The organism is Streptomyces sp. NPDC044704 (assembly GCF_056433525.1).
The window spans coordinates 144246-164934 of sequence record NZ_JBWKGY010000009.1 but is presented as its reverse complement, the minus strand read 5'-3'; the positions used below and the strand labels follow the sequence as shown (position 1 = coordinate 164934).

The following is a 20689-nucleotide window of genomic DNA, read 5'->3' as shown; positions in this document are numbered from 1 at the left end:
GGAGGCAGCGGCGTGAACGTGCGAGTGACAGCGGCACAGAGTGGCGTGGACCCCTTCGGGACCGCACGGCTGCGACGCGGGGTGCTCGACGCCTGGGGCGCGGGCCCGGCCCGCTTCCGGGAGGACGCCAACGCCGAGGAGGACCTCGCGCTCGGCGGCTACCGGGACCGGCTCGTCGTCGAGTTGGCGCAGAACGCCGCCGACGCGGCCGCCCGCGCCAAGGTCCCCGGCCGGCTGCGGCTCACCCTGCACCCCGGCGAGGGCGGTCACGCCGTCCTCGCCGCGGCCAACACCGGGGCCCCGCTCGACGCGACGGGCGTGGAGTCGCTGAGCACCCTGCGGGCCTCCGCCAAGCGCGAGACCGACGGCTCCGGCGAGACCGTCGGCCGCTTCGGCGTCGGCTTCGCCGCCGTCCTGGCCGTCTCCGACGAACCGGCGGTCCTCGGCCGCCACGGCGGAGTCCGCTGGTCCCTCGCCGAGTCCCGCGAGATGGCCCGGGACGCCGCCGTCGGCAGCCCCGGCCTCGGCGACGAACTCCGCCGCCGCGACGGCCACGTCCCGCTGCTGCGCCTGCCGTTGCCCGCCGAGGGCACCGCCCCCGAGGGCTACGACACCGTCGTGGTCCTCCCGCTGCGCGACGCCGCCGCCGAGGAACTCGTGGAGCGGCTGCTGGCCGGCATCGACGACGCCCTGCTGCTCACCCTGCCCGGGCTGCGCGAGGTCGTCGTCGAGACCCCGGCCGCCGGGCACCGCGTCCTCTACCGGCGCACCGACGGCCCCTACACCGTCATCGAGGACTCCGCCTCCGGCACCCACCGCTGGCGCACCGTCCGCCACAGCGGCCCCATCGAGAGGGAACTCCTCGCGGACCGGCCCGTCGAGGAGCGGCTGCGGCCGACGTGGACCGTCACCTGGGCCGCCCCCGTCAACGCCGACGGCGCGCCCGAACGCCCCCGCACCGCGCCCGTCGTCCACGCGCCGACCCCCACCGACGAGCCGCTCGGCATCCCCGCCCTGCTCATCGCCTCGCTGCCGCTCGACACCTCGCGCCGCCACCCCGCCCCCGGCCCGCTCACCGACTTCCTGGTGGAACGCGCCGCCGACGCGTACGCCGAACTCCTCGGCGCCTGGGACCCGGTGACCACCGCCCTCGTCGACCTCGTACCCGGCCCGCTCGGCAAGGGCGAACTCGACGGGGCCCTGCGCGGCGCCGTCCTCCGGCGCCTGCCCCGCACCGCGTTCCTCGCCCCGGCGGCCCCGGCGGCGCAGCCCGACGAGGAAGCGCCGGAGGAGGCCGGGGAGCGGCGGAGCGCCCTGCGCCCGTTCGAGGCCGAGGTCGTCGAAGGGGCGGGCGCCGACACCGTCCGCGTCCTCGCCGAGGTCCTGCCGACCCTGCTGCCCGCCGGTCTGGAACGCCGCCCCGAGCTGCGCACCCTCGGTGTGGGCCGGCTCCCCCTCGGCGACGCCATCGAGCGGATCGCCGGCATCGAGCGGACCCCGCAGTGGTGGCACCGGCTGTACGACAGCCTCGCCGGAGTGGACCCCGACCGGCTCTCCGGACTGCCCGTCCCCCTCGCCGACGGCCGTACCGCGATCGGCCCGCGCCACCTCCTGCTGCCCGGCACCGACACCCCCGCCGACCTGGCCCGCCTCGGCCTGAAGGTGGCCCACCCGGACGCCGCGCACCCACTGCTGGAGAAGCTCGGCGCCCTCCCCGCCACCCCGCGGGCCGTCCTGACGACCCCGCAGATCCGTGCCGCCGTGGCCGCCTCCCTCGACGCCGGGGAGATCTGGGACGAGGACGCGCTGGACGCCGACGAACTCGCCGAGGTCGTCCTGACCCTGGTCCGCGACGCGGGCCTCGCCCCCGGCGACGAACCCTGGCTGGGCGCGCTGGCCCTGCCCGACGAGGACGGCGAACCCACCCCGGCCGGCGAACTCCTGCTCGCCGGCAGCCCGCTGGCCTCGGTGCTGCGCGAGGACGAGATCCCTTACCTGGACTCCGAACTCGCCGAGCGGTGGGACGCCGACACCCTCGCCGCCTGCGGCGTCCTGACCGCCTTCCAGCTGGTCCGCGCCACCGACGTGGTCCTCGACCCCGACGAGCTGGAACCCCGCGACGGGGACTACGCCGAGCCCGACGACGTCGGCCTGCTGGACGCCGTCGACGTGTGGTGCGAGGACCTCCTCGACCAGTTCCCCGACACCCCCGTACCGCCGGTGGCGACCGAACTCGTCGCCGTCCGGGACCTCGACCTCGTCGACGACGACCGCTGGCCCCAGGCCCTGGCGATGCTCGCGCAGCCCCCGCTGCGCGACGCCCTGGTCCAGCCCGTACGGATCCTCCTCCCCGACGGCACCACCCAGTCGGTGCGCCCGTACACCGCCTGGTGGCTGCGCGACCACCCCGTCCTCGACGGCCGCCGCCCCGCCGGGCTGCGCGCCGCGGGCGGCGATCCGCTGCTGGAGGGCCTGTACACGCCGGCGGACGCCACCGGCTTCGAGGACGAGCAGGTCCTGCGCGCCCTCGGCGTACGCACCACCGTGGCCGCGCTCCTCGACGAGCCCGGCGGCGCGGCCGAGCTCCTGTCCCGGCTCGCCGACCCGGACCGCGAGGTGACGGGCGGCCGCCTGCACGGCCTGTACGGGGCCCTGGCCGACCTGGACCCCGAGCAGGTCACCCTCCCGGACGAACTCCGGGCCGTGGTGGACGGCGAGGTCGTCGTGGTCGACGCGGCCGACGCCCTCGTCGCCGACGCCCCCGACCTGCTGCCCCTCACCGCGGGCCTGCCCCTGCTGCCGGTGGCCCCGTCCCGCGCGGCCGACCTGGCCGACCTCCTCCAGGTGCGCCGCCTCTCGGACACCGTCCCGGCGGAGGTGACCACCCCGGGCGAGGAGCACGAGGTACCGGAGTCCGTACGGGTCCTGCTGGGGCCGGCGACCCCGCCGACGTACCTGGAGCACGAGGAACTGGTCGCGGGCGGCACCGAGCTCGACTGGCGCCGCACCCCGGACGGCACCCTCCACGCGGCCACCCTGGAGGGCGTCGCCGCCGGCCTGGCCTGGGCCGCGGGCCAGTGGCCCCGCCGCTTCGAGGTGGCCGCCCTCCTGGAAGACCCCTCCCGGACGGCGGAACTGGCCCGCGACCGCTGGTTCGACTGAGCTCCGGCCGATGCCCGCGCAGGGACCCGGGAACCCGGTCCCTACGCGGGGAACTTCCGGTCGACCCAGCGGAACGTGAACTCGATCAGGGTCGCGGCGGCGGCGGCGATCGCCACCGCGGTCCACGGCATCGTCGTGCCCACCAGCTTGAGTTCGAAGAAGTCCTGGAGCCAGGGCACGACGAGGACGATCAGGAAGGCCCCGCCCATCGCGCCGACCAGGCCGACGCGCCACCACGTGTACGGGCGGGCGATGATCGCCAGGACCCACATCGAGGTCAGGAACAGGGTCAGGGTCGCCGCGCTGGTCTCGGCCTCCAGCGCCTCGGGGCCGGTGTAGTGGGCGCGCGCCACGATGTACGTCACGAAGGTGGCCGTGGCCGCGATGACGCCGCCGGGGATGGCGTAGCGCATGACGCGTTTCACGAAGTGCGGTTTGGCGCGTTCCTTGTTCGGGGCGAGGGCGAGGAAGAACGCCGGGATGCCGATGGTCAGCGTCGACAGCAGGGTCAGGTGGCGCGGCAGGAAGGGGTACTCGACCTGCGAGCAGACCACGAGGACGGCCAGCAGCACCGAGTAGACCGTCTTCGTGAGGAAGAGGGTGGCGACCCGGGTGATGTTGCCGATGACGCGGCGGCCTTCGGCGACCACCGACGGCAGGGTGGAGAAACTGTTGTTGAGGAGGACGATCTGGGCCACGGCCCGGGTCGCCTCGGAGCCGGAGCCCATGGAGACGCCGATGTCGGCGTCCTTGAGGGCGAGGACGTCGTTGACGCCGTCCCCGGTCATGGCGACGGTGTGGCCGTTGGACTGGAGGGCGCCGACCATGTCCCGCTTCTGCTGCGGGGTGACCCGGCCGAAGACGGAGTTCCGGTCGAGGACGGCGGCCATCTCGGCCCGCTCCGTGGGCAGCCCTCGGGCGTCTACGGTGTCCTGCGCCCCGGGCAGGCCGAGCTTGCCGGCCACGGCGCCCACGGAGACGGCGTTGTCACCGGAGATGACCTTGGCCTTGACGTCCTGGTCCTCGAAGTAGCGCAGGGTGTCGGCGGCGTCGGGGCGCAGCCGCTGTTCGAGGACGACGAGGGCGGTCGGCCGGACGCCGCCGGCCACGGCGGCGTCGTCGAGCTCGCGGGCGGAGCGGGCCAGCAGGAGGACCCGCAGGCCCTGTTCGTTGAGGGTGTTGATCTCCTCCAGGGCCGGGTCGCCGACGGGCAGGAGGACGTCCGGGGCGCCGAGCAGCCAGGTGTTGTTCTCGCCGTCGCCCTCGCTGAAGCTGGCGCCGCTGTACTTGCGGGCGGAGGAGAAGGGCAGTGACTCGGTGCAGCGCCATTCGGCGCTGTCGGGGTAGGCGTCGATGATGGCCTGGAGGCTGGCGTTGGGGCGCGGGTCGGACTCGCCGAGGGCGCCGAGGACCTTCTTGACGTAGGCGGGGTCCGCGCCGCCGAGGGGGCGCAGTTCGGTGACGTCCATGCCGCCCTCGGTGAGGGTGCCGGTCTTGTCGAGGCAGACGACGTCGACGCGGGCGAGGCCCTCGATGGCGGGCAGTTCCTGCACGAGGCACTGCTTGCGGCCGAGCCGGATGACGCCGATGGCGAAGGCGACGGAGGTGAGGAGGACGAGCCCTTCGGGGATCATCGGGACGATGCCGCCGACGGTCCGGGCGATGGCGTCCTTGAGGTTGTTCTCCTTGACGACGAGCTGGCTGATGATCAGGCCGATCGAGGTCGGGATCATCATCCAGGTGACGTACTTGAGGATGGTGGAGATGCCGGAGCGCAGTTCGGAGTGGACGAGGGTGAAGCGGGAGGCCTCTTCGGCGAGCTGGGCGGCGTAGGCCTCGCGGCCGACCTTGGTGGCGGTGAAGGCGCCGCCGCCGGCGACGACGAAGGAGCCGGACATGACCTCGTCCCCGGGCTTCTTCAGGACGGGGTCGGCCTCGCCGGTGAGGAGGGACTCGTCGATCTCCAGGCCGTCGGCCTCGCCGACGACGCCGTCGACGACGACCTTGTCGCCGGGCCCGAGTTCGATGACGTCGTCGAGGACGATCGCGGAGGTGGAGATCTCCGCGGTGGTCCCGTCGCGGCGGACGCTGGGTTTGGCCTCGCCGATGACGGCGAGCCCGTCGAGGGTCTTCTTGGCGCGCAGTTCCTGGATGATGCCGATGCCGGTGTTCGCGACGATCACGAAGCCGAAGAGGCTGTCCTGGATGGGCGCGACGATCAGCATGATCACCCACAGGACGCCGATGATCGCGTTGAAGCGGGTGAAGACGTTGGCGCGGACGATCTCACTGGTGGAGCGCGAGGAGCGGACGGGGACGTCGTTGACGTCGCCGCGGGCGACGCGTTCGGCGACCTGCGCGGTGCTGAGACCGCCCGGTTTGAAGAGGGGGGCGGGCGGCTTCACGGGGTGCACCGGATCGAGCTCGGCTCCCGCGTCGATGGCGGCGCCGGACCGCTCCGGCCCGTCCTGGTCGATCTTCGCCCGCTGCGTCATGCTTCCGACGGTAAAGGGGGTTCGAACGGTTCACCCGCCGAGCGGTCCGAAGATCCGACCTGAGGATGAGCGGAATCCTCCGCTGGTCGCCCCTGTCCCCCGAGCCGTCCCCCGGCCCGTCCCGGAGGCCGGCTACCGGTCGGCGTCGGCGTCGGGCTCCGCGCTGCCGGGCGGGGCGGCTTCGGCCGCGGCCAGTGCCTCCTGCTCGGCGGCGTGGCGCTTGAGGGCGGCGTCGCGGCCGCGGACGTACCAGATGCCGATCAGGCCGAGCCCGCCGCCGGCCGCGCAGGTCCAGACCCACCACAGCAGGTCGCGGTCGGCGAACCATCCGTAGAAGGGGAGCTGGACGACGAACAGGGCGAACCAGAGGATGGTGCCGCCCGTGATGGTGGCGACAACCGGGCCCTCCAAGGGCTCGGGCGCCTCGTGTGTCGCAGTCCACTTCGCCATGCGGCCCAGTCTAGGTGGCCTGATTTCAGGTCTACGCGCGGAGATGGACCACGCTCCGCTCATGTGTTCATACTGAAACGGTTTGCCTACGGCCTGATTCATTCGTATGAATCGCTAAATCAACCAGTTTGAGGACCGCATGAGCACCTCGGCACCCGCCGCGGCCCCCACCAACGGCCTGGACCGCTACTTCAAGATCTCGGAGCGCGGTTCGACCGTGGCCCGCGAGGTCCGGGGCGGTCTGGCCACCTTCTTCGCGATGGCCTACATCATCGTGCTCAACCCGATCATCCTGGGCAGCGCGAAGGACATGTACGGGCACCAGCTCGACGGCGGCCAGCTCGTCACCGCCACCGTCCTGACGGCCGCCTTCACCACCCTCCTCATGGGTGTCATCGGCAACGTCCCCATCGCGCTGGCGGCCGGTCTCGGCGTCAACACCGTCGTCGCCCTCCAGCTGGCCCCGCGCATGAGCTGGCCCGACGCGATGGGCATGGTGGTCCTCGCCGGTTTCGTGGTGATGCTGCTGGTCGCCACCGGCCTGCGCGAGCGGGTCATGAACGCGGTCCCGCTCGGCCTGCGCAAGGGCATCGCGATCGGCATCGGCCTGTTCATCATGCTGATCGGCCTCGTCGACTCCGGCTTCGTCTCCCGCATCCCGGACGCCGCGCACACCACCGTCCCGCTCCAGCTCGGCAGCGACGGCCACCTGCACGGCTGGCCGGTCCTGATCTTCGTGGTCGGCGTCCTGCTCACGCTCGCCCTGCTGATCCGCAAGACGCCCGGCGCGATCCTGATCTCCATCGTGGTCATGACCGCGATCGCGGTGGCCGTCCAGCTGATCACCGACCTGCCGGGCCTCGCCTGGGGCCTGACCGTGCCCGAGTGGCCGGGCAACCCGGTGGCCGCGCCCGACTTCGGGCTCGTCGGTCAGGTCAGCCTGTTCGGCGGGTTCGGGAAGGTCGGCCTGCTCACCGGCATCCTCTTCGTCTTCACCGTGCTGCTGTCCTGCTTCTTCGACGCGATGGGCACCATCCTCGGCGTCGGCGACGAGGCGAAGCTGATCGACGAGGACGGCCACTTCCCCGGCATCAACCGGGTGCTCCTGATCGACGGCCTGGCCGTCGCCTCGGGCGGCGCGACCTCTTCCTCGGCCACCACCTGCTTCGTCGAGTCCACGGCGGGCGTCGGCGAGGGCGCCCGTACGGGCCTGGCCAACGTCGTCACCGGCGGCCTCTTCGCCGTGTCGCTCTTCCTGACCCCGCTCGCCACGATGGTGCCGTCCCAGGCCGCGACCCCCGCGCTCGTCGCGGTCGGCTTCCTGATCCTGGCGGGCTCGGTCAGGGACATCGACTGGAGCGACTTCACCATCGCCGTCCCGGCCTTCCTGGCCATGGTGATGATGCCCTTCACCTACTCGATCACCAACGGCATCGGCATCGGCTTCATCAGCTTCTCCGTGCTGCGCCTGGCGACGGGCCGGGGCCGCGAGGTCCCGGCCGCGATGTACGCCGTGTCCGCCGTCTTCGTCTTCTACTACGCGATGCCGGCCCTCGGCCTCACGTGAGCCCGTAGAACTTCTCCGTCTCGTCGACGGCGGTCTTGAACCGTTCGTCGAAGTCATCGCGAATGAGCGTCCGGACGACATAGTCCTGGACGCTCATTCCGCGTTTGGCGGCATGGTGCCGGAGCCGCTCCAGCAGCTCCCCGTCTATGCGCATGCTCAGCACATGTGTCCCCATGCCGAAAGGGTCGGGCCACAGGGTGCGGACGCGTGTCACTTTCCGCGGCCGACTCACCCGTACGAGTGACTCGATCTATACGGTGTTCCTTAGGCAGGGTAATGAGTTACTCTAAAGACATGCATGACCTTTCCCATGGCGACGACGCTGCCGCCGTGAACGACCTCCGCTCCGCCGTCATGCGGCTGGGCCGGCGCCTCAAGCACCAGCGCGTCGACGAGTCGCTCAGCCCGACCGAGATGTCGGTGCTCGGCACCCTCGCGCGCTGCGGCCACGCCACCCCCGGTGAGCTGGCCCGCCGCGAGCACGTCCAGCCGCCGTCGATGACACGCATCGTCGCGCTGCTGGAGGCCAAGGGACTGGTCACGCTGGAACCGCATCCCGACGACCGCCGCCAGAAGGTGGTCCGCCAGACCGAGGAAGCCGAAGCGATGCTCGAAGAGAGCCGTCGCAAGCGCAACGCCTTCCTGGCCGGGCTCGCGGCCGAGCTCACCGAGGACGAATGGGCCAAGCTCCGCGAGGCCGCTCCCGTCCTGGAGAAGCTCGCGCACCTGTAGGAACGACGCCAGGAGGCGAACGCTTTTGAGTACGGGAACCGGAGCAGACTCCGCACCCGGCCACACATCCACCCCCACTACAGCCGCACCCGCGGGCAAGAACTCCATGTTCAGCTCGCTGAAGATCCGGAACTACCGGCTCTTCGCGACGGGCCAGGTCGTCTCCAACACCGGCACCTGGATGCAGCGCATCGCCCAGGACTGGCTCGTCCTCTCCCTGACCGGCTCCGCCTCCGCCGTCGGCATCACCATCGCCCTGCAGTTCCTGCCGATGCTGATGTTCGGCCTCTACGGAGGCGTACTCGCCGACCGGCTGCCCAAGCGGCCGCTGCTGCTGGCCACCCAGAGCGCGATGGGCCTCACCGGCGTCGCGCTCGCCGTCCTCACCCTGGCCGGACACGTCCAGGTCTGGCACGTCTACCTGGCGGCCTTCCTGCTCGGCCTGGTCACCGTCCTCGACAACCCGGCCCGCCAGACGTTCGTCCCCGAGATGGTCGGCAAGGACCAGGTCGCCAACGCGGTCAGCCTGAACTCCGCCAACTTCCAGTCCGCGCGGCTGGTCGGCCCGGCGATCGCCGGCGTGCTCATCACCGCCGTCGGCTCCGGCTGGGCGTTCCTGCTGAACGGACTGTCCTTCGCCGCGCCCATCGCGGGCCTGCTCATGATGCGGACCGGGGAACTGCACCCGGTGGAACCGCAGCCCCGCGCGAAGGGGCAGCTGCGGGAGGGACTGCGGTACGTCGCGGGCCGCCCCGAGCTGATCTGGCCGATCGCCCTGGTCGGGTTCATCGGCACCTTCGGGTTCAACTTCCCGATCTGGCTGTCGGCGTTCGTCAGCGACGTCTTCCACGGGGACGCCGGGACGTACGGACTGTTCAACACCCTCATCGCGGCCGGTTCCCTCGCCGGGGCACTGCTGGCCGCCCGGCGCGGCCACTCCCGGCTGCGCCTGCTGGTGGCGGCCGCCGTCCTGTTCGGCGGACTCCTCACCGTGACGGCCTTCGCACCCGGCTTCTGGCTGTTCGCGGCCCTGCTGGTGCCCATCGGGGTCTTCGGCCTGACCGTCAACGTCACCGCCAACTCCAGCGTCCAGATGGCCACCGACCCGGAGATGCGGGGCCGGGTCATGGCGCTGTTCATGATGGTCTTCACCGGCGGCACCCCTCTCGGGGCCCCGCTGCTGGGCTGGGTCACCGACACCTACGGAGCCCGGATCGGCATGGCCGCCGGCGGCCTGATATCCCTCACCGCCGCCCTCGCCATCGCACTGGTCCTCTCCCGCGTCGGCAACCTCCGCCTCCACGTGGGCCGCCGCGGCCTCACCTTCGTCCCGGCACGCCCGACCCGCGAACTCACCACCGCGGCGTAGGCCGTCCGCGGCCCCGCCGCCCCGGGCCGGTGGCCGGGGGCGGGGCCAGGGGGTCCGGGGCGCGGCTATGGTCGGGGCATGAGGCTGTTCGCCGCCGTACTGCCGCCGCCCGACGCCACCGCCGAGCTGCGCGCCGCCGTCGCCGCGGCCCCCCGCCTCGAAGGGCTGCGGTGGACCGCCGAGCCCGGATGGCACTTCACCCTCGCCTTCATGGGGGAGGTCCGGGACGAGGTCCTGCCCGACCTGTACGAGCGGCTCCGCCGGGCCGCCTCCCGCACCGCACCCTTCCCGCTGCGCCTCCGCGGCGCCGGGCACTTCGGCGACCGCGCCCTGTGGGCCGGAGCCGCCGGCGGGCTCGACTCGCTGCGCCTGCTCGCCGAGCGCTGCGACGCCGCCGCCCGCCGGGCCGGGGTCCCGATGGACCAGCACCGCCGCTACACCCCGCACCTGACCCTCGCCCGCAGCCGTACCGGCGGCGACCTGGGGCCCTGCCTCGACGCCCTCGCCGGCTTCGAGGGCACCCCCTGGCAGGCCGACACCCTCAGCCTCGTCCGCAGCAACCTCCCCACGAGCGGGGTGCCGGGCGAACAGCCCCGCTACGAGGTCGTACGGGACTGGCCGCTGTCCCCCTGAGCCGCGCCGCCGCCGTGGCTGAGGGTCACGTACAGGTACTCGTCGAGCACCTTCGCCAGCGGCAGCCCGGGCCGGCCCAGGTCCGCCGTCAGCGCGGCCTCGTCCAGCCCGCTGCCCGCCAGCAGCTCCCGCGCCCAGGCCCGGCCCGTGCGCAGGTGGCGCTCGAACGCCGCGCTGTCGCGGCCCCCGTGCAGCCGGGTGGCGATCGCCGCGTCCCACGGCATCACCGTGCGCGGCCGCAGCGCGAACAGGGCCTTCGCGGCGGCGGTCGGGCCGAGGGTGCGGCGGCCGGCCGGCAGCGCGGCCAGCTCCCCGTACGCGGCCGCCAGCCGGGCCACGTCCGCGTCGGTCAGTTCCGCGAGCGGCGCCCCGGGCAGCGGGTGCCGGGTCCACCACGCGGCGAGACCGGCGCCGAGGAGGTCGGGCTCGCCGTCGCGCGGGTAGCGGATGCGGCAGCCCCAGGTGTTCAGCCAGCGGTGCAGCGCGCTGCGGTGCGCGGCGTCGGAGAGGTCGAGACCGGGCGCGGTGTCCGCGACCAGTGCCAGCCAGCTGCGGTCCACCCCGGGGAAGGCCCCGAAGACCCCGGCGGCCTCCCGCAGCCGTGCGAGACCCGGCGCGGGCGGCAGCTCCCCCGCCGGCCCGCCGGGCCCCTCGCCGGCGGAGCCCCGGGTGCGGTGTGGCGCGCCCGGGCCGTCCAGGTGTTCCCGGGCCACCCGGCCCGGTACGCACATGCGCCAGGCCTCGGTAACCAGTTCCGCCAGCTCGTCGGGGCCCAGGGCGGCCATCCGGGCGTGGACCCAGTTGTAGCGCATGTCCCCGGTGCCGGGCAGGGAGAACTTGTCCGGCTCGGACGCGACCAGCGCGGGCCGCTCCTCCTTCGGGAAGGCGAACCCGAGCTCGGTCTCGTCGCGGGAGAGGGCGAGGTAGACGATCCGGCCGATGCGGAACTTCACCCGGTCCCGGACGAGGTGTTCCTCGGTGCGCGGCAGCGCGAGCGCCAGCCGCCGTACGTCCTCCACGGTCACCATGACGGCAGTCTCCCGTACGGCCCCCGCCCGTGGGGGCCGGGGGCCGTACGAAGGACCGGCGGCGGTCGCGTTAGTCTCGACGGGTGGATCCGAAGACCAGAAACCGTGTCATGGCCGGTGTGCTCGTGCTGATGTTCGTCGTCGTCGCCGTGGCGTCCGCCCTGGGCCAGTAGCCGCCCGGTACGGCGCCCCCGGGCGGCGGTCCGGGCGGCGGCGGGCCCGGGATCCCCGGCCCGCCGGGCCCGGCCCCTACCAGGCGAACGCCTCCGGCGACGGGCCCGGACCCGGGAAGATCTCGTCGAGGCCCGTCAGGACCTCCTCGGGGAGCTCCAGCTCCACCGCCCGCAGCGCCGACGCGAGCTGTTCCTCCGTGCGCGGACCCACGATCGGGCCCGTGACCCCGGGCCGGGTCAGCAGCCAGGCCAGCGCCACCTCGCCGGGTTCCAGACCGTGCTTGGCCAGCAGGTCCTCGTACGCCTGGACCTGCGCGCGGACCGTGCTGTTGGCCAGCGCGTCCGCGGACCGGCCCGACGCCGTGCGCCCCGACTCCGCCGCCTTGCGGATCGCCCCGCCCAGCAGGCCGCCGTGCAGCGGGGACCAAGGGATGACCCCGAGCCCGTACTCCTCCGCGGCCGGGATGACCTCCATCTCCGCGCGCCGCTCGGCGAGGTTGTAGAGGCACTGCTCGCTGACCAGGCCGAGGCGTCCGCTGCGCGCCGCCGTCTCGTTGGCCTGGGCGATCTTCCAGCCGGGGAAGTTCGAGGAGCCCGCGTAGAGGATCTTGCCCTGCTGGATCAGGACCTCGACGGCCTGCCAGATCTCCTCGAAGGGGGTGTTCCGGTCCACGTGGTGGAACTGGTAGACGTCGATGTGGTCGGTGCGGAGCCGCGTGAGGCTGGCCTCGACGGCCCGGCGGATGTTCAGCGCCGAGAGCCGGTCGTGGTTGGGCCAGGTGTCGGCCTCACGGGACATGGAGCCGTAGACCTTGGTGGCGAGGACCGTCTTCTCGCGGCGGTCGCCGCCCTGGGCGAACCAGGTGCCGATGATCTCCTCGGTGCGGCCCTTGTTCTCACCCCACCCGTACACGTTGGCGGTGTCAACGAAGTTGATGCCGGCGTCGAGGGCGGAGTCCAGGAGGGCGTGGCTCTCGGGCTCCCCGGTCTGGGGGCCGAAGTTCATGGTGCCGAGTACGAGGCGGCTGACCTTGAGGCCCGTGCGTCCGAGCTGCGTGTACTTCATGGGGCACTAGCCAACTGCTTGGAGTGCGCTCCAGGCAAGACCCTCCCGTGAAGGGCGTGTTACGGCCCGTCCGCCGGCCGGTAGGGGCCGCCGACGCCCCACGCCTGGTGCAGGACGGCCGCGAACTCGCCGGCCAGCCGGTGTTCCCCGGAGGCGTTGGGGTGCGTGCCGTCGTAGGTGTCGTGGCGGATGTCGTACGCCTGCGGCCGTGCGGCCAGCAGGAGCGGCGAGGCGTCCGTCGACAGGTCGGCGACCGCCTTCGCGAGGAGTTCGTTGAAGCGGGCCACCTCCTGCGCGAAGGGCGCCTCGTCGCGGGCCCGGACGTTCGGGATGACCGGCAGCAGCACCATGCGGACGCGAGGCCGGGCGGCGCGGGCCGCGTCGACGAACCGGCGTACGTTGTCGGCGGTTTGGTCGGCGCGGGTGTAGAAGCCGAGGTCGATCAGGCCGAGGGAGACGAGCAGCACGTCGGCCTCGCCGGCCGCGGCGGCGGGTCCGACGAGGGGGGCCATGTGCTGCCAGCCCTCGCCCCAGCCGGCCAGGTGACGGCGGGCGGGCCCGGGGAAGTCCGCGGCGGCGTAGGCGTGGCTGGTGGCCGCGTCGGCGGCGGCGTCGTAGAGCGCGGTGCGCGGGCCGACGATCTCGAAGGGGGTGTCCAGGGTGGCGCGCAGGTGCTGCCACATCCGGTAGCGCCAGGTGTAGTCGCCGGCGCGTCCGATGGTCATGGAGTCGCCGACGAACATGAAACGCATCCGGTCATCATCGCGGATCGCGCGACGGAAGCCCCTGTGACGCCGGACACGCGCAGCGGGCTGGCAGGCTGGGGGAATGCGCCTGTTGCCCCGGTCGTCCGCCGTCGTCGCCGTCCTCACCGCCCTCGCCGTTCCCGCCGCGCTGCCGGGGGCCGCCGCGGCCGCGGAATCCCCCGCGGCCGGGTTCACGATCACCGACCCGCGGATCCGGGAGTCGAGCGGGCTCACGGCCAGCCGCCTGCACCCGGGCGTGTACTGGACGCACAACGACAGCGACGACGGCCCGTACGTGTACGCGGTCGACGCGGCGACGGGCAAGACGGTCGCGCGGGTGACGCTGACGGGGATCGGCACGCCCCGCGACGTGGAGGCGATCTCCCTGGGCCCGGACGGTCAGCTGTACGTCGGGGACATCGGCGACAACCGGGACGGCACCTGGGACCACGTGTGGATCTACCGCTTCCCGGAGCCGAAGCAGCTGGCCGACGCCACCGTGAAGGCCGAGCAGTTCACCGTCACGTACGCGGACGGGCCCCGCAACGCCGAGGCGCTGATGGTGCATCCGGTGACGGGCCGCGTGTACGTCGCGAGCAAGCACGAGCGGACGGGCGGCCTGTACGAGGGACCCGAACGGCTGTCGGCGGGCGGGCCCAACGTGTTCCGGCGGGTCTCCGACGTGCCGTGGGTGACGGACGGGGCGTTCTCCCCGGACGGCGGCCGGCTGACGCTGCGCGGCTACTTCACGGCCCGTACCTACCCGTGGAAGGACGGCCGTCCCCAGGGTGAGGGCACGCGGGTGAGCGCCCCGTTCCAGGGCCAGGCCGAATCCGTGGCGTACTCGGCGGACGGGACCACGCTGATGTTCGGCTCGGAGGGCGCGAACAGCCGGGTCGTCGCGGTTCCGGCGGACCCGGACGGCGGGACCTCCCCCGCCTCCCCCGGCGCCGCGTCGCCGTCGGGCGCGGCACCGGCCCGGCCCGGGTCCCCGCCGCAGGCGGGCGGCCCCGCCGGGGAGGACGGGAGTTTCACCAAGGGCGCGCTGGTCCTCGTGGTGGGCACCGCCCTGGTCCTGGCCGGCAAGCGGCTGCTGCGCCGCCGCACCCGGCCCTGACCGCAACCGGAACCCGCCGGACGGCGTCCCCACCGGTGTGACGGAGCACGGCGGAAGGGGTTGCGGAGGATGAGGGCGGAACTGTCCTCGGCCGCGGTGCCGGCGCGGGACCGGTTCGACTGGTTCACCGAGCTGATAGCCCGCTCGCTGGCGCCGACGTCGATCCGCTGCGAGGAGCCGGAGTCCTTCCGCGCCGAGGCCACCCTGCTGGACCTGGGCGCGGTCCAGGTGTCCGCCTTCAGCTACTCCGCGCTGCGTTCGCGGCGCACGCCGACGCTCATCCGGCAGAACGACCCGGAGCAGTACCAGCTGGCCCTGGTGACCGGCAGCCCGATGTGGATCGCCCAGCGCCGGGGCGAATCCGGCCCCGTGACCGGCGACCTCGTGCTGTGGGACACCTCCCACCCCTACGAGGCGGGCGCCCCCGAGGAGGGGGGCACCGTCCGCGCCGTGGTCATGCAACTGCCCCGGGCGGCGCTGCCGTTCCGGGCCGACCGGCTGGACCGGCTGCTCGCCCAGCGGATCCCCGCGGGCCGGGGCACGGGCGCGGTCCTGGCCCAGTTCCTCGGCACGGTCGGGGCGCATGCGGACGGCTGCGGGGAGCGGGAGCTGGGCCGTCTCGGCACGGCCGCGGTCGACCTGGCGACGGCCTGCCTCGCCGAGCGCCTGGACGTGTACGACGACCTGCCCGCCGAGGCCCGCGAACAGGTGCTGCTGCGGCAGATCGACGCGTTCATCGACCACAACCTCGGGGATCCACGGCTCACGCCCGGCACGGTGGCAGCCCGTCACCACATCTCGGTGCGCCGGCTCCACCTGCTGTTCCAGGGCCGGCCCGAGGGCGTCGCCGCCTCGATCCGGCGCCGCAGGCTGGAGGGGAGCCGCGCCGACCTGCTCCGGCCCGAGCTGCTCGGCCGGCCCGTCCACGCGATCGCCGCGCGGTGGGGGTTCGCAGGCCCGGCCGTCTTCAGCCGGGCGTTCCGCCGGGCGTACGGGACGACCCCGTCGGAGCTGCGCCACGGCGTGCCGTGGCCGCAGGACACCGGGCCGCCGCCTGCCGTCGCGGAGGGCCTGCGCGCAGGATCAACGTTCCTTGCGCGCGGTGCGCAGGCCGGGCCCCCGGGCCGGGCCTAGGCTCGGATTCCGGCCACCCGTTCGGGGACGGTCGGCCACGAACCGCTGCGGGCCGGTTCCTTGCCGTTCACGGGGGTGACGGCGAGGAACCGGACCGGAGTGCGGGGACGGCGCCGGGAAACGGCCCGTCCGTCGAGCGTTCCGCCCCGGGGCGGGGGTACGCGTTCACCCGTCCGCGGGGTCGCGCGCGCTCCGCCCCGCCGGGGCGGGCGTTACGAGTGACCCAGGTCCGACGCCGCCACGTCCGTCACCGGGACCGAGCCGGAGTCGGTGGGCGGGCGCAGGGGGAATTCGTCCGTGGCCATCGAGTCGAGCACCGGCGGCGCCGGCCGCAGCGGCTTCGGCATGACCGCGGCCTCGGAGTGCCCGCCGCAGCCGTACGAGAGGGACACGAGGCGGCCGTCGGCCGGACCGAACTCGTTCGCGCAGACCCCGAAGGCCTGCCCCAGCGAGCCGCCGATCTTGACGAGGAACCCGCAGGACACGCACGACGCGGGCGCCGCCTGCGCCATCGGGGTCTTCGCGCCGAAGGACTCGTCCCAGCGGTCGGCCGCGCTGTGCAGGCCGTACCGCGAGAGCACCCGCGCCCGCCGCATGCCCAGTTCCTCGGCGACCGCGGTGATGGAGCCGCGCGCCGGCACGACCACCCGATCGGTGACGTCGGCGTCCTCCGCCTCGACGAGTTCGGCCATCTGCTCCGAGACGACGGAGTTCGGCGGCGGGGCGTCCTCGTCGGACCAGCCCTGCTCCAGCCGCAGGTCGTCGGCGTCGGTGGGCAGCAGGTCACCCGGACCCATGTCGCCCGGACGCAGCCGCTCGCTCCACGGCACCCATTCGGGGGCCAGCAGCGCGTCGTCACCCGGCAGCAGCACCGTTTCGTCGAGCGTGACGTTCTTCGCGCGGGAGGCGCGGGTCACGGTGACGGCCCAGCGCCAGCCCCGGTAGCCGGGTTCCTTGCACTCGAAGAAGTGCGTGACGACCCGGTCGCCTTCCGCGACGGCGGAGACGTGCTCCCCCACCACTCCGGGGAAGGCGGCTTCCTCGGCCGCCGCACGGGCGAGTTCTACCGCCTCGGCGCACAGGCGGTCGGGGGTACGCGGGGTACGGCTTCGCGTCGTCGCAGCACTCACAGGTCTCGTTCTCTCCTACGCCGTCTCACGAGTGCGCCGTCCGTACTGTCGTCCACAACGACCCGTCGGTCTCGTCCGTACGTAGCGCGGGCGGAGCGGACCAGAGGGCCGCGTCGACGTCCGCGCCCGATCGGCCTCGGGCGCACCCCACTGCGATCCATTCTGCGGGATCGCGAAGAGGCGCGCGGCCAAGAGCAACCGCCGGTGGCGCGCTACGCACGCTACCTCCTCCGAAGCCTTCGTCCCACATGCGAGGTCCGATTCGCGGACAAGGACCGTACCCGGGACGTGCCGGGAGGGGTCCGGGAGGGCCGAGTGGGGCACTATGGCCACGTGGCACCCGCACGGTCGTCCGACGACGGCTCGGGACCGGCCAAGCGGGCCGGCCGGGCCGTCGGGCGTGCCCTGCACCTTCCCATCACCGGTACGGCGCGCGGGATCCGGCGGGCCACGCACGCGCACGGGGCGGGTGAATCGGGACTCGGCCGACTGATCGAACTGCACGCCATCAACGGCGCCGGCGACGTGATGATCACGGTGGCGCTGGCCTCGACGGTGTTCTTCTCGGTCCCCACGGACGAGGCACGCGGCCGGGTGGCCCTGTACCTGGCCATCACCATGGCCCCCTTCACCCTGCTGGCCCCGGTGATCGGCCCGCTGCTGGACCGGCTGCCGCACGGCAGGCGGGCGGCGATGGCGGCGGCGATGCTGGCCCGGGCGCTGCTCGCCCTGATGATGTCGGGCGCGGTGGCGACGGGCGGGCTGGAGCTGTATCCGGCGGCCCTCGGGGTCCTGGTAGCGTCCAAGGCCTATGGCGTCGTGCGCAGCGCCGTCGTGCCGCGGCTCCTCCCGCCGAAGTTCTCACTCGTCAAGGCGAACTCCCGGGTCACCCTGGCGGGCCTGCTGGCCACGGGCGCGGCGGCGCCGGTGGGGGCCGCCCTGCACACGATCGGCCCGCCGTGGCCGCTGTACGGGGCCTGCGCGATCTTCGTCTGGGGGACGTTCGCGGCGTTCCAGCTGCCGCACAAGGTGGACGACGCGAAGGGGGAGCGCCGGGCGCGGCTCTCCACGCACGAGGCGCACTCGCGGCGGCCGGGCCTGCGCACGGTCAGCCGGCCGGTGCTGTGCGGGCTGCTGGCGAACGCGGCCATGCGGGCCCTGTCGGGGTTCCTGATCTTCTTCCTGGCGTTCCTGCTGCGCGAGCACCCGCTCGCCGGGCAGAGCGCGGCGGTGTCGCTGGCGATCGTGGGCGTCGCGGCGGGGCTCGGCAACGCGTGCGGCACCGCGGTCGGGGCGTGGCTGCGGGCGCGGGCACCGGAGGCGATCATCGCCACGGTGCTGTGCCTGACGCTCGCGGTGGCGGTCGCCGCGGCGGCCCTGTTCAGCGGGGCGATGATGGCCGTGCTGGGCGCGACCGCCGGCTTCTGCCAGGCCCTCGCGAAGCTGTCGCTGGACGCGATGATCCAGCGGGACGTCCCGGAGGCCGTCCGGACCTCCGCCTTCGCCCGTTCGGAGACACTGCTCCAGGTGGCGTGGGTGCTGGGCGGGGCGATCGGCATCGTGCTGCCGCTGAACGGGGTACTGGGCATGGCCGTCGCCGCGACCATCGTCGCCTGCGGCACCACGATGGCCCTCCGCGGCCTCCTCTCCACCCCCCGCCACCACCCCGGCCACTCCCGCCCCCGCGTCGCCTGACACCCCGCCGGACGGACCGCGGGCGGGGGTGAGCCACACCGCACCACCCCCGTGCGGCGGTCGGGGCGGGTGGCCCGATAGCCTTCGGCTCATGACCGCACCGCTTTTCCCGGGTAGGGCCCGCCGCAGCGTCGCGGCCCTCGGAGCCGTGTCCGCCGGCCTCCTCCTCCTCTCCGCCTGCGACAAGCCGACTCCGCTCGCGACCGTGACCGTCGGCTCCTCCACGGTGTCCGCCGAGTCCGACTGCCGCGCCGACGGCAAGGACCTCTCCATGGACCGCGTCCAGGAGTGCCTGACCAACCTGAAGGACGCCAAGACCATCGACTACGGCCGCGGCGACACGCTGCGCCTCGGTGTCGAGCCGGAGGTCGTCGAGGACGGCAAGCAGTGGCAGGCGGTCCTCGACGGACAGCCGATCACCGAGCCCTCCTCCAACACCTACCGCAGCTTCCAGGGCGCCGACGTCTTCGCGACCGGCGGCCAGGGCGAGGCGCCCGCCTCGAAGATGCTCGGCTTCGTCCAGGTGGGCGAGGACGGCAAGCCGCTCGCCGTCTGGTCGTTCAAGCTCAAGCTGAAGTAAGCGGGGCTTCCCGTGCGCGCGCTCGTCGTGACCGCGGTGGCCGCGGAGGCCGAATCCGCGGCCTCCGGTCTCACCCCTCATCCGGACCCGGTCACCCCGGAGCCGCGCACCCTGCCCGGCGGGTACCTCATCACCCGCCGGGACCTGCCCGGTCTCGCCGTCGACGTGCTCGTCGGCGGTGTCGGCCCGGCCGCCGCGGCGGCCGCCACGGCCACCGCGCTCGCGCTGGCCGACTACTCCCTCGTCATCTCCGCCGGCATCGGCGGCGGGTTCGCGCCCGCCGCCCCGCCCGGTTCCCTGGTGGTCGCGGACGCGCTGGTCGCCGCCGATCTGGGCGCCGAGACGCCCGAGGGTTTCCTGCCCGTCGCCGAACTCGGCTTCGGCCGCAGCGTGCACCTGCCGCCCGCCGAACTGGCCGCCTCCGCCGCGGAGGCCACGGGGGCGCTGCTGGCGCCCGTACTGACCGTCTCGACCGTCACCGGCAGCGCCGCCCGCGCCGCCGAACTCGCCGCCCGGCACCCCCTCGCGGGCGCGGAGGCCATGGAGGGCTTCGGGGTGGCGGAGGCCGCCGCCGCGCACGGGCTGCCGGTCCTGGAGATCCGCGCCGTGTCCAATGCCGTCGGGCCGCGCGACCGGGCCGCCTGGCGGATCGGGGAGGCGCTGGCCGCCCTCGCAGACGGCTTCCGCGCCCTGGGACCCGTACTCGTCAACTGGGGAGAACGACATGAGCACCGGTGACCGCGCCCGCCTGGACATCGCCTACTCGCCCTGCCCGAACGACACGTTCGTGTTCGACGCGTGGGCGCACGGCCGGATCCCGGGGGCGCCCGCCCTCGACGTGACCTTCGCCGACATCGACGTCACCAACGGCATGGCCGAGCGCGGTGAGCTGGACGTGCTGAAGGTGTCGTACGCCGTCCTGCCGTGGGTGCTGGAGGAGTACGCGCTGCTGCCCTGCGGCGGGGCCCTGGGGCGCGGCTGCGGGCCGCTGGTCCTCACCCGGGAGCCGGGCGCGGACCTGGCCGGGAAGACCGTGGCCGTGCCGAGCGAACGGTCCACCGCCTACCTGTTGTTCCGGCTGTGGGCGGCCGACGTGCTGCCGGAGGGCGTCGGGAAGGTGGTCGTCCTGCCGTTCCACGAGATCATGCCGGCGGTGCGCGACGGCCGGGTGGACGCCGGACTGGTCATCCACGAGGCCCGGTTCACCTACCGGGACTACGGGCTGCACTGCCTGGCCGACATGGGCGAGCACTGGGAGTCCACGACGGGCCTGCCGATCCCGCTCGGCGCGATCATCGCCAAGCGGTCGCTGGGCGAGGAGACGCTGCGCGCGCTGGCCGGGGCGGCCCGTGCCTCGGTGCGGATGGCGTGGGACGACCCCGAGGCGTCCCGGCCGTACGTGCGGGCGCACGCGCAGGAGCTGGATCCGGCGGTCGCCGACCAGCACATCGGGCTGTACGTCAACGAGTTCACCGCCGACCTCGGCGACGCCGGGTACGCGGCCGTCCGCGGGCTGCTGACCAGGGCCGCCGCAGAGGGTCTTGTTCCGGCCATCCCGCCGGACGCGCTCGCCTTCCCGTAGCGTCCGCGGCCGCACGCGGCGGTGCCCCGC

At 73.8% G+C, this 20689-nt stretch carries 18 protein-coding genes; 11 read left to right on the top strand and 7 right to left on the bottom strand.

What is annotated here, in order from left to right:
• The first annotated feature begins 18 nt into the window (after positions 1 to 18).
• The gene (locus AC07B0_RS22990; protein ID WP_478898867.1) at positions 19 to 3162 is read left to right on the top strand and encodes a sacsin N-terminal ATP-binding-like domain-containing protein; all 3144 of its coding nucleotides are present in this window, start codon (positions 19 to 21) and stop codon (positions 3160 to 3162) included.
• 41 nt (positions 3163 to 3203) lie between these two features.
• On the opposite strand, the gene AC07B0_RS22985 is transcribed toward AC07B0_RS22990, so the two are convergent.
• Positions 3204 to 5657, bottom strand: coding sequence for an HAD-IC family P-type ATPase (locus AC07B0_RS22985; protein WP_469380628.1), 2454 nt, complete (start codon positions 5655 to 5657; stop codon positions 3204 to 3206).
• A 132-nt stretch (positions 5658 to 5789) separates the two neighbouring features.
• The gene (locus AC07B0_RS22980) at positions 5790 to 6107 is read right to left on the bottom strand and encodes a DUF2530 domain-containing protein (RefSeq protein WP_469380625.1); all 318 of its coding nucleotides are present in this window, start codon (positions 6105 to 6107) and stop codon (positions 5790 to 5792) included.
• Positions 6108 to 6246: 139 nt separating this feature from the next.
• Here AC07B0_RS22980 and AC07B0_RS22975 point away from each other — a divergent pair, with 139 nt between their 5' ends.
• Positions 6247 to 7674: an NCS2 family permease gene (locus AC07B0_RS22975; RefSeq protein ID WP_356875869.1), complete on the top strand. Its 1428-nt coding sequence runs from the start codon at positions 6247 to 6249 to the stop codon at positions 7672 to 7674.
• On the opposite strand, the gene AC07B0_RS22970 is transcribed toward AC07B0_RS22975, so the two are convergent.
• Complete coding sequence (locus tag AC07B0_RS22970; protein WP_266574969.1) at positions 7667 to 7849, bottom strand: ribbon-helix-helix protein, CopG family; 183 nt, start codon at positions 7847 to 7849, stop codon at positions 7667 to 7669. The two genes, AC07B0_RS22975 and AC07B0_RS22970, sit on opposite strands and share 8 nt — an antisense overlap.
• Before the next feature lie 119 nt (positions 7850 to 7968).
• On the opposite strand from AC07B0_RS22970, the gene AC07B0_RS22965 reads away from it, so the two are divergent.
• The 3 genes from AC07B0_RS22965 (at position 7969) to thpR (ending at position 10408) form a co-directional block, all read left to right on the top strand.
• Positions 7969 to 8406, top strand: coding sequence for a MarR family winged helix-turn-helix transcriptional regulator (locus tag AC07B0_RS22965; RefSeq protein WP_073919573.1), 438 nt, complete (start codon positions 7969 to 7971; stop codon positions 8404 to 8406).
• 25 nt (positions 8407 to 8431) lie between these two features.
• Complete coding sequence (locus AC07B0_RS22960) at positions 8432 to 9775, top strand: MFS transporter (protein ID WP_467296537.1); 1344 nt, start codon at positions 8432 to 8434, stop codon at positions 9773 to 9775.
• A 78-nt stretch (positions 9776 to 9853) separates the two neighbouring features.
• Positions 9854 to 10408, top strand: coding sequence for an RNA 2',3'-cyclic phosphodiesterase (gene thpR / locus AC07B0_RS22955; protein ID WP_356875874.1), 555 nt, complete (start codon positions 9854 to 9856; stop codon positions 10406 to 10408).
• Here the strand turns inward: thpR and AC07B0_RS22950 are convergent.
• The 3 genes from AC07B0_RS22950 to AC07B0_RS22940 all read right to left on the bottom strand — a co-directional run bounded on the left by AC07B0_RS22950 (position 10372) and on the right by AC07B0_RS22940 (position 13427).
• Positions 10372 to 11436 (bottom strand): MmcQ/YjbR family DNA-binding protein, encoded by a 1065-nt coding sequence (locus tag AC07B0_RS22950; protein WP_356875876.1) that lies wholly within the window; start codon positions 11434 to 11436, stop codon positions 10372 to 10374. The genes thpR and AC07B0_RS22950 overlap by 37 nt on opposite strands.
• A gap of 249 nt (positions 11437 to 11685) precedes the next feature.
• A complete protein-coding gene (locus tag AC07B0_RS22945) occupies positions 11686 to 12675 on the bottom strand; it encodes an aldo/keto reductase (RefSeq protein WP_356875878.1) in 990 nt (329 codons plus the stop codon).
• A 59-nt stretch (positions 12676 to 12734) separates the two neighbouring features.
• Positions 12735 to 13427, bottom strand: coding sequence for a GDSL-type esterase/lipase family protein (locus AC07B0_RS22940; RefSeq protein WP_356875880.1), 693 nt, complete (start codon positions 13425 to 13427; stop codon positions 12735 to 12737).
• A gap of 76 nt (positions 13428 to 13503) precedes the next feature.
• On the opposite strand from AC07B0_RS22940, the gene AC07B0_RS22935 reads away from it, so the two are divergent.
• Positions 13504 to 14538 carry a WD40 repeat domain-containing protein gene (locus tag AC07B0_RS22935; RefSeq protein WP_478898813.1) on the top strand — a complete coding sequence of 345 codons (1035 nt, stop codon included), beginning with the start codon at positions 13504 to 13506 and terminating at the stop codon, positions 14536 to 14538.
• Between the two features lie 69 nt (positions 14539 to 14607).
• Entirely contained in the window at positions 14608 to 15672 is a 1065-nt protein-coding gene (locus tag AC07B0_RS22930; protein WP_478898812.1) for an AraC-like ligand-binding domain-containing protein, read from the top strand.
• A gap of 212 nt (positions 15673 to 15884) precedes the next feature.
• Here the strand turns inward: AC07B0_RS22930 and AC07B0_RS22925 are convergent, their stop codons facing one another.
• Entirely contained in the window at positions 15885 to 16802 is a 918-nt protein-coding gene (locus tag AC07B0_RS22925) for a DUF3027 domain-containing protein (RefSeq protein WP_356875886.1), read from the bottom strand.
• Between the two features lie 315 nt (positions 16803 to 17117).
• Between AC07B0_RS22925 and AC07B0_RS22920 the strand changes: the two genes are divergently transcribed.
• From AC07B0_RS22920 to AC07B0_RS22905, 4 genes are all read left to right on the top strand, one after another.
• A complete protein-coding gene (locus AC07B0_RS22920) occupies positions 17118 to 18497 on the top strand; it encodes an MFS transporter (RefSeq protein WP_478898811.1) in 1380 nt (459 codons plus the stop codon).
• Positions 18498 to 18588: 91 nt separating this feature from the next.
• On the top strand, positions 18589 to 19077 hold the full coding sequence (locus AC07B0_RS22915; RefSeq protein ID WP_356875890.1) for a DUF2771 domain-containing protein: 489 nt from the start codon (positions 18589 to 18591) through the stop codon (positions 19075 to 19077).
• Between the two features lie 12 nt (positions 19078 to 19089).
• On the top strand, positions 19090 to 19815 hold the full coding sequence (locus tag AC07B0_RS22910; protein WP_356875892.1) for a futalosine hydrolase: 726 nt from the start codon (positions 19090 to 19092) through the stop codon (positions 19813 to 19815).
• Complete coding sequence (locus tag AC07B0_RS22905; RefSeq protein WP_467296525.1) at positions 19802 to 20659, top strand: 1,4-dihydroxy-6-naphthoate synthase; 858 nt, start codon at positions 19802 to 19804, stop codon at positions 20657 to 20659. Before AC07B0_RS22910 ends, AC07B0_RS22905 begins: the two co-directional genes overlap by 14 nt.
• Positions 20660 to 20689 lie beyond the last annotated feature (30 nt).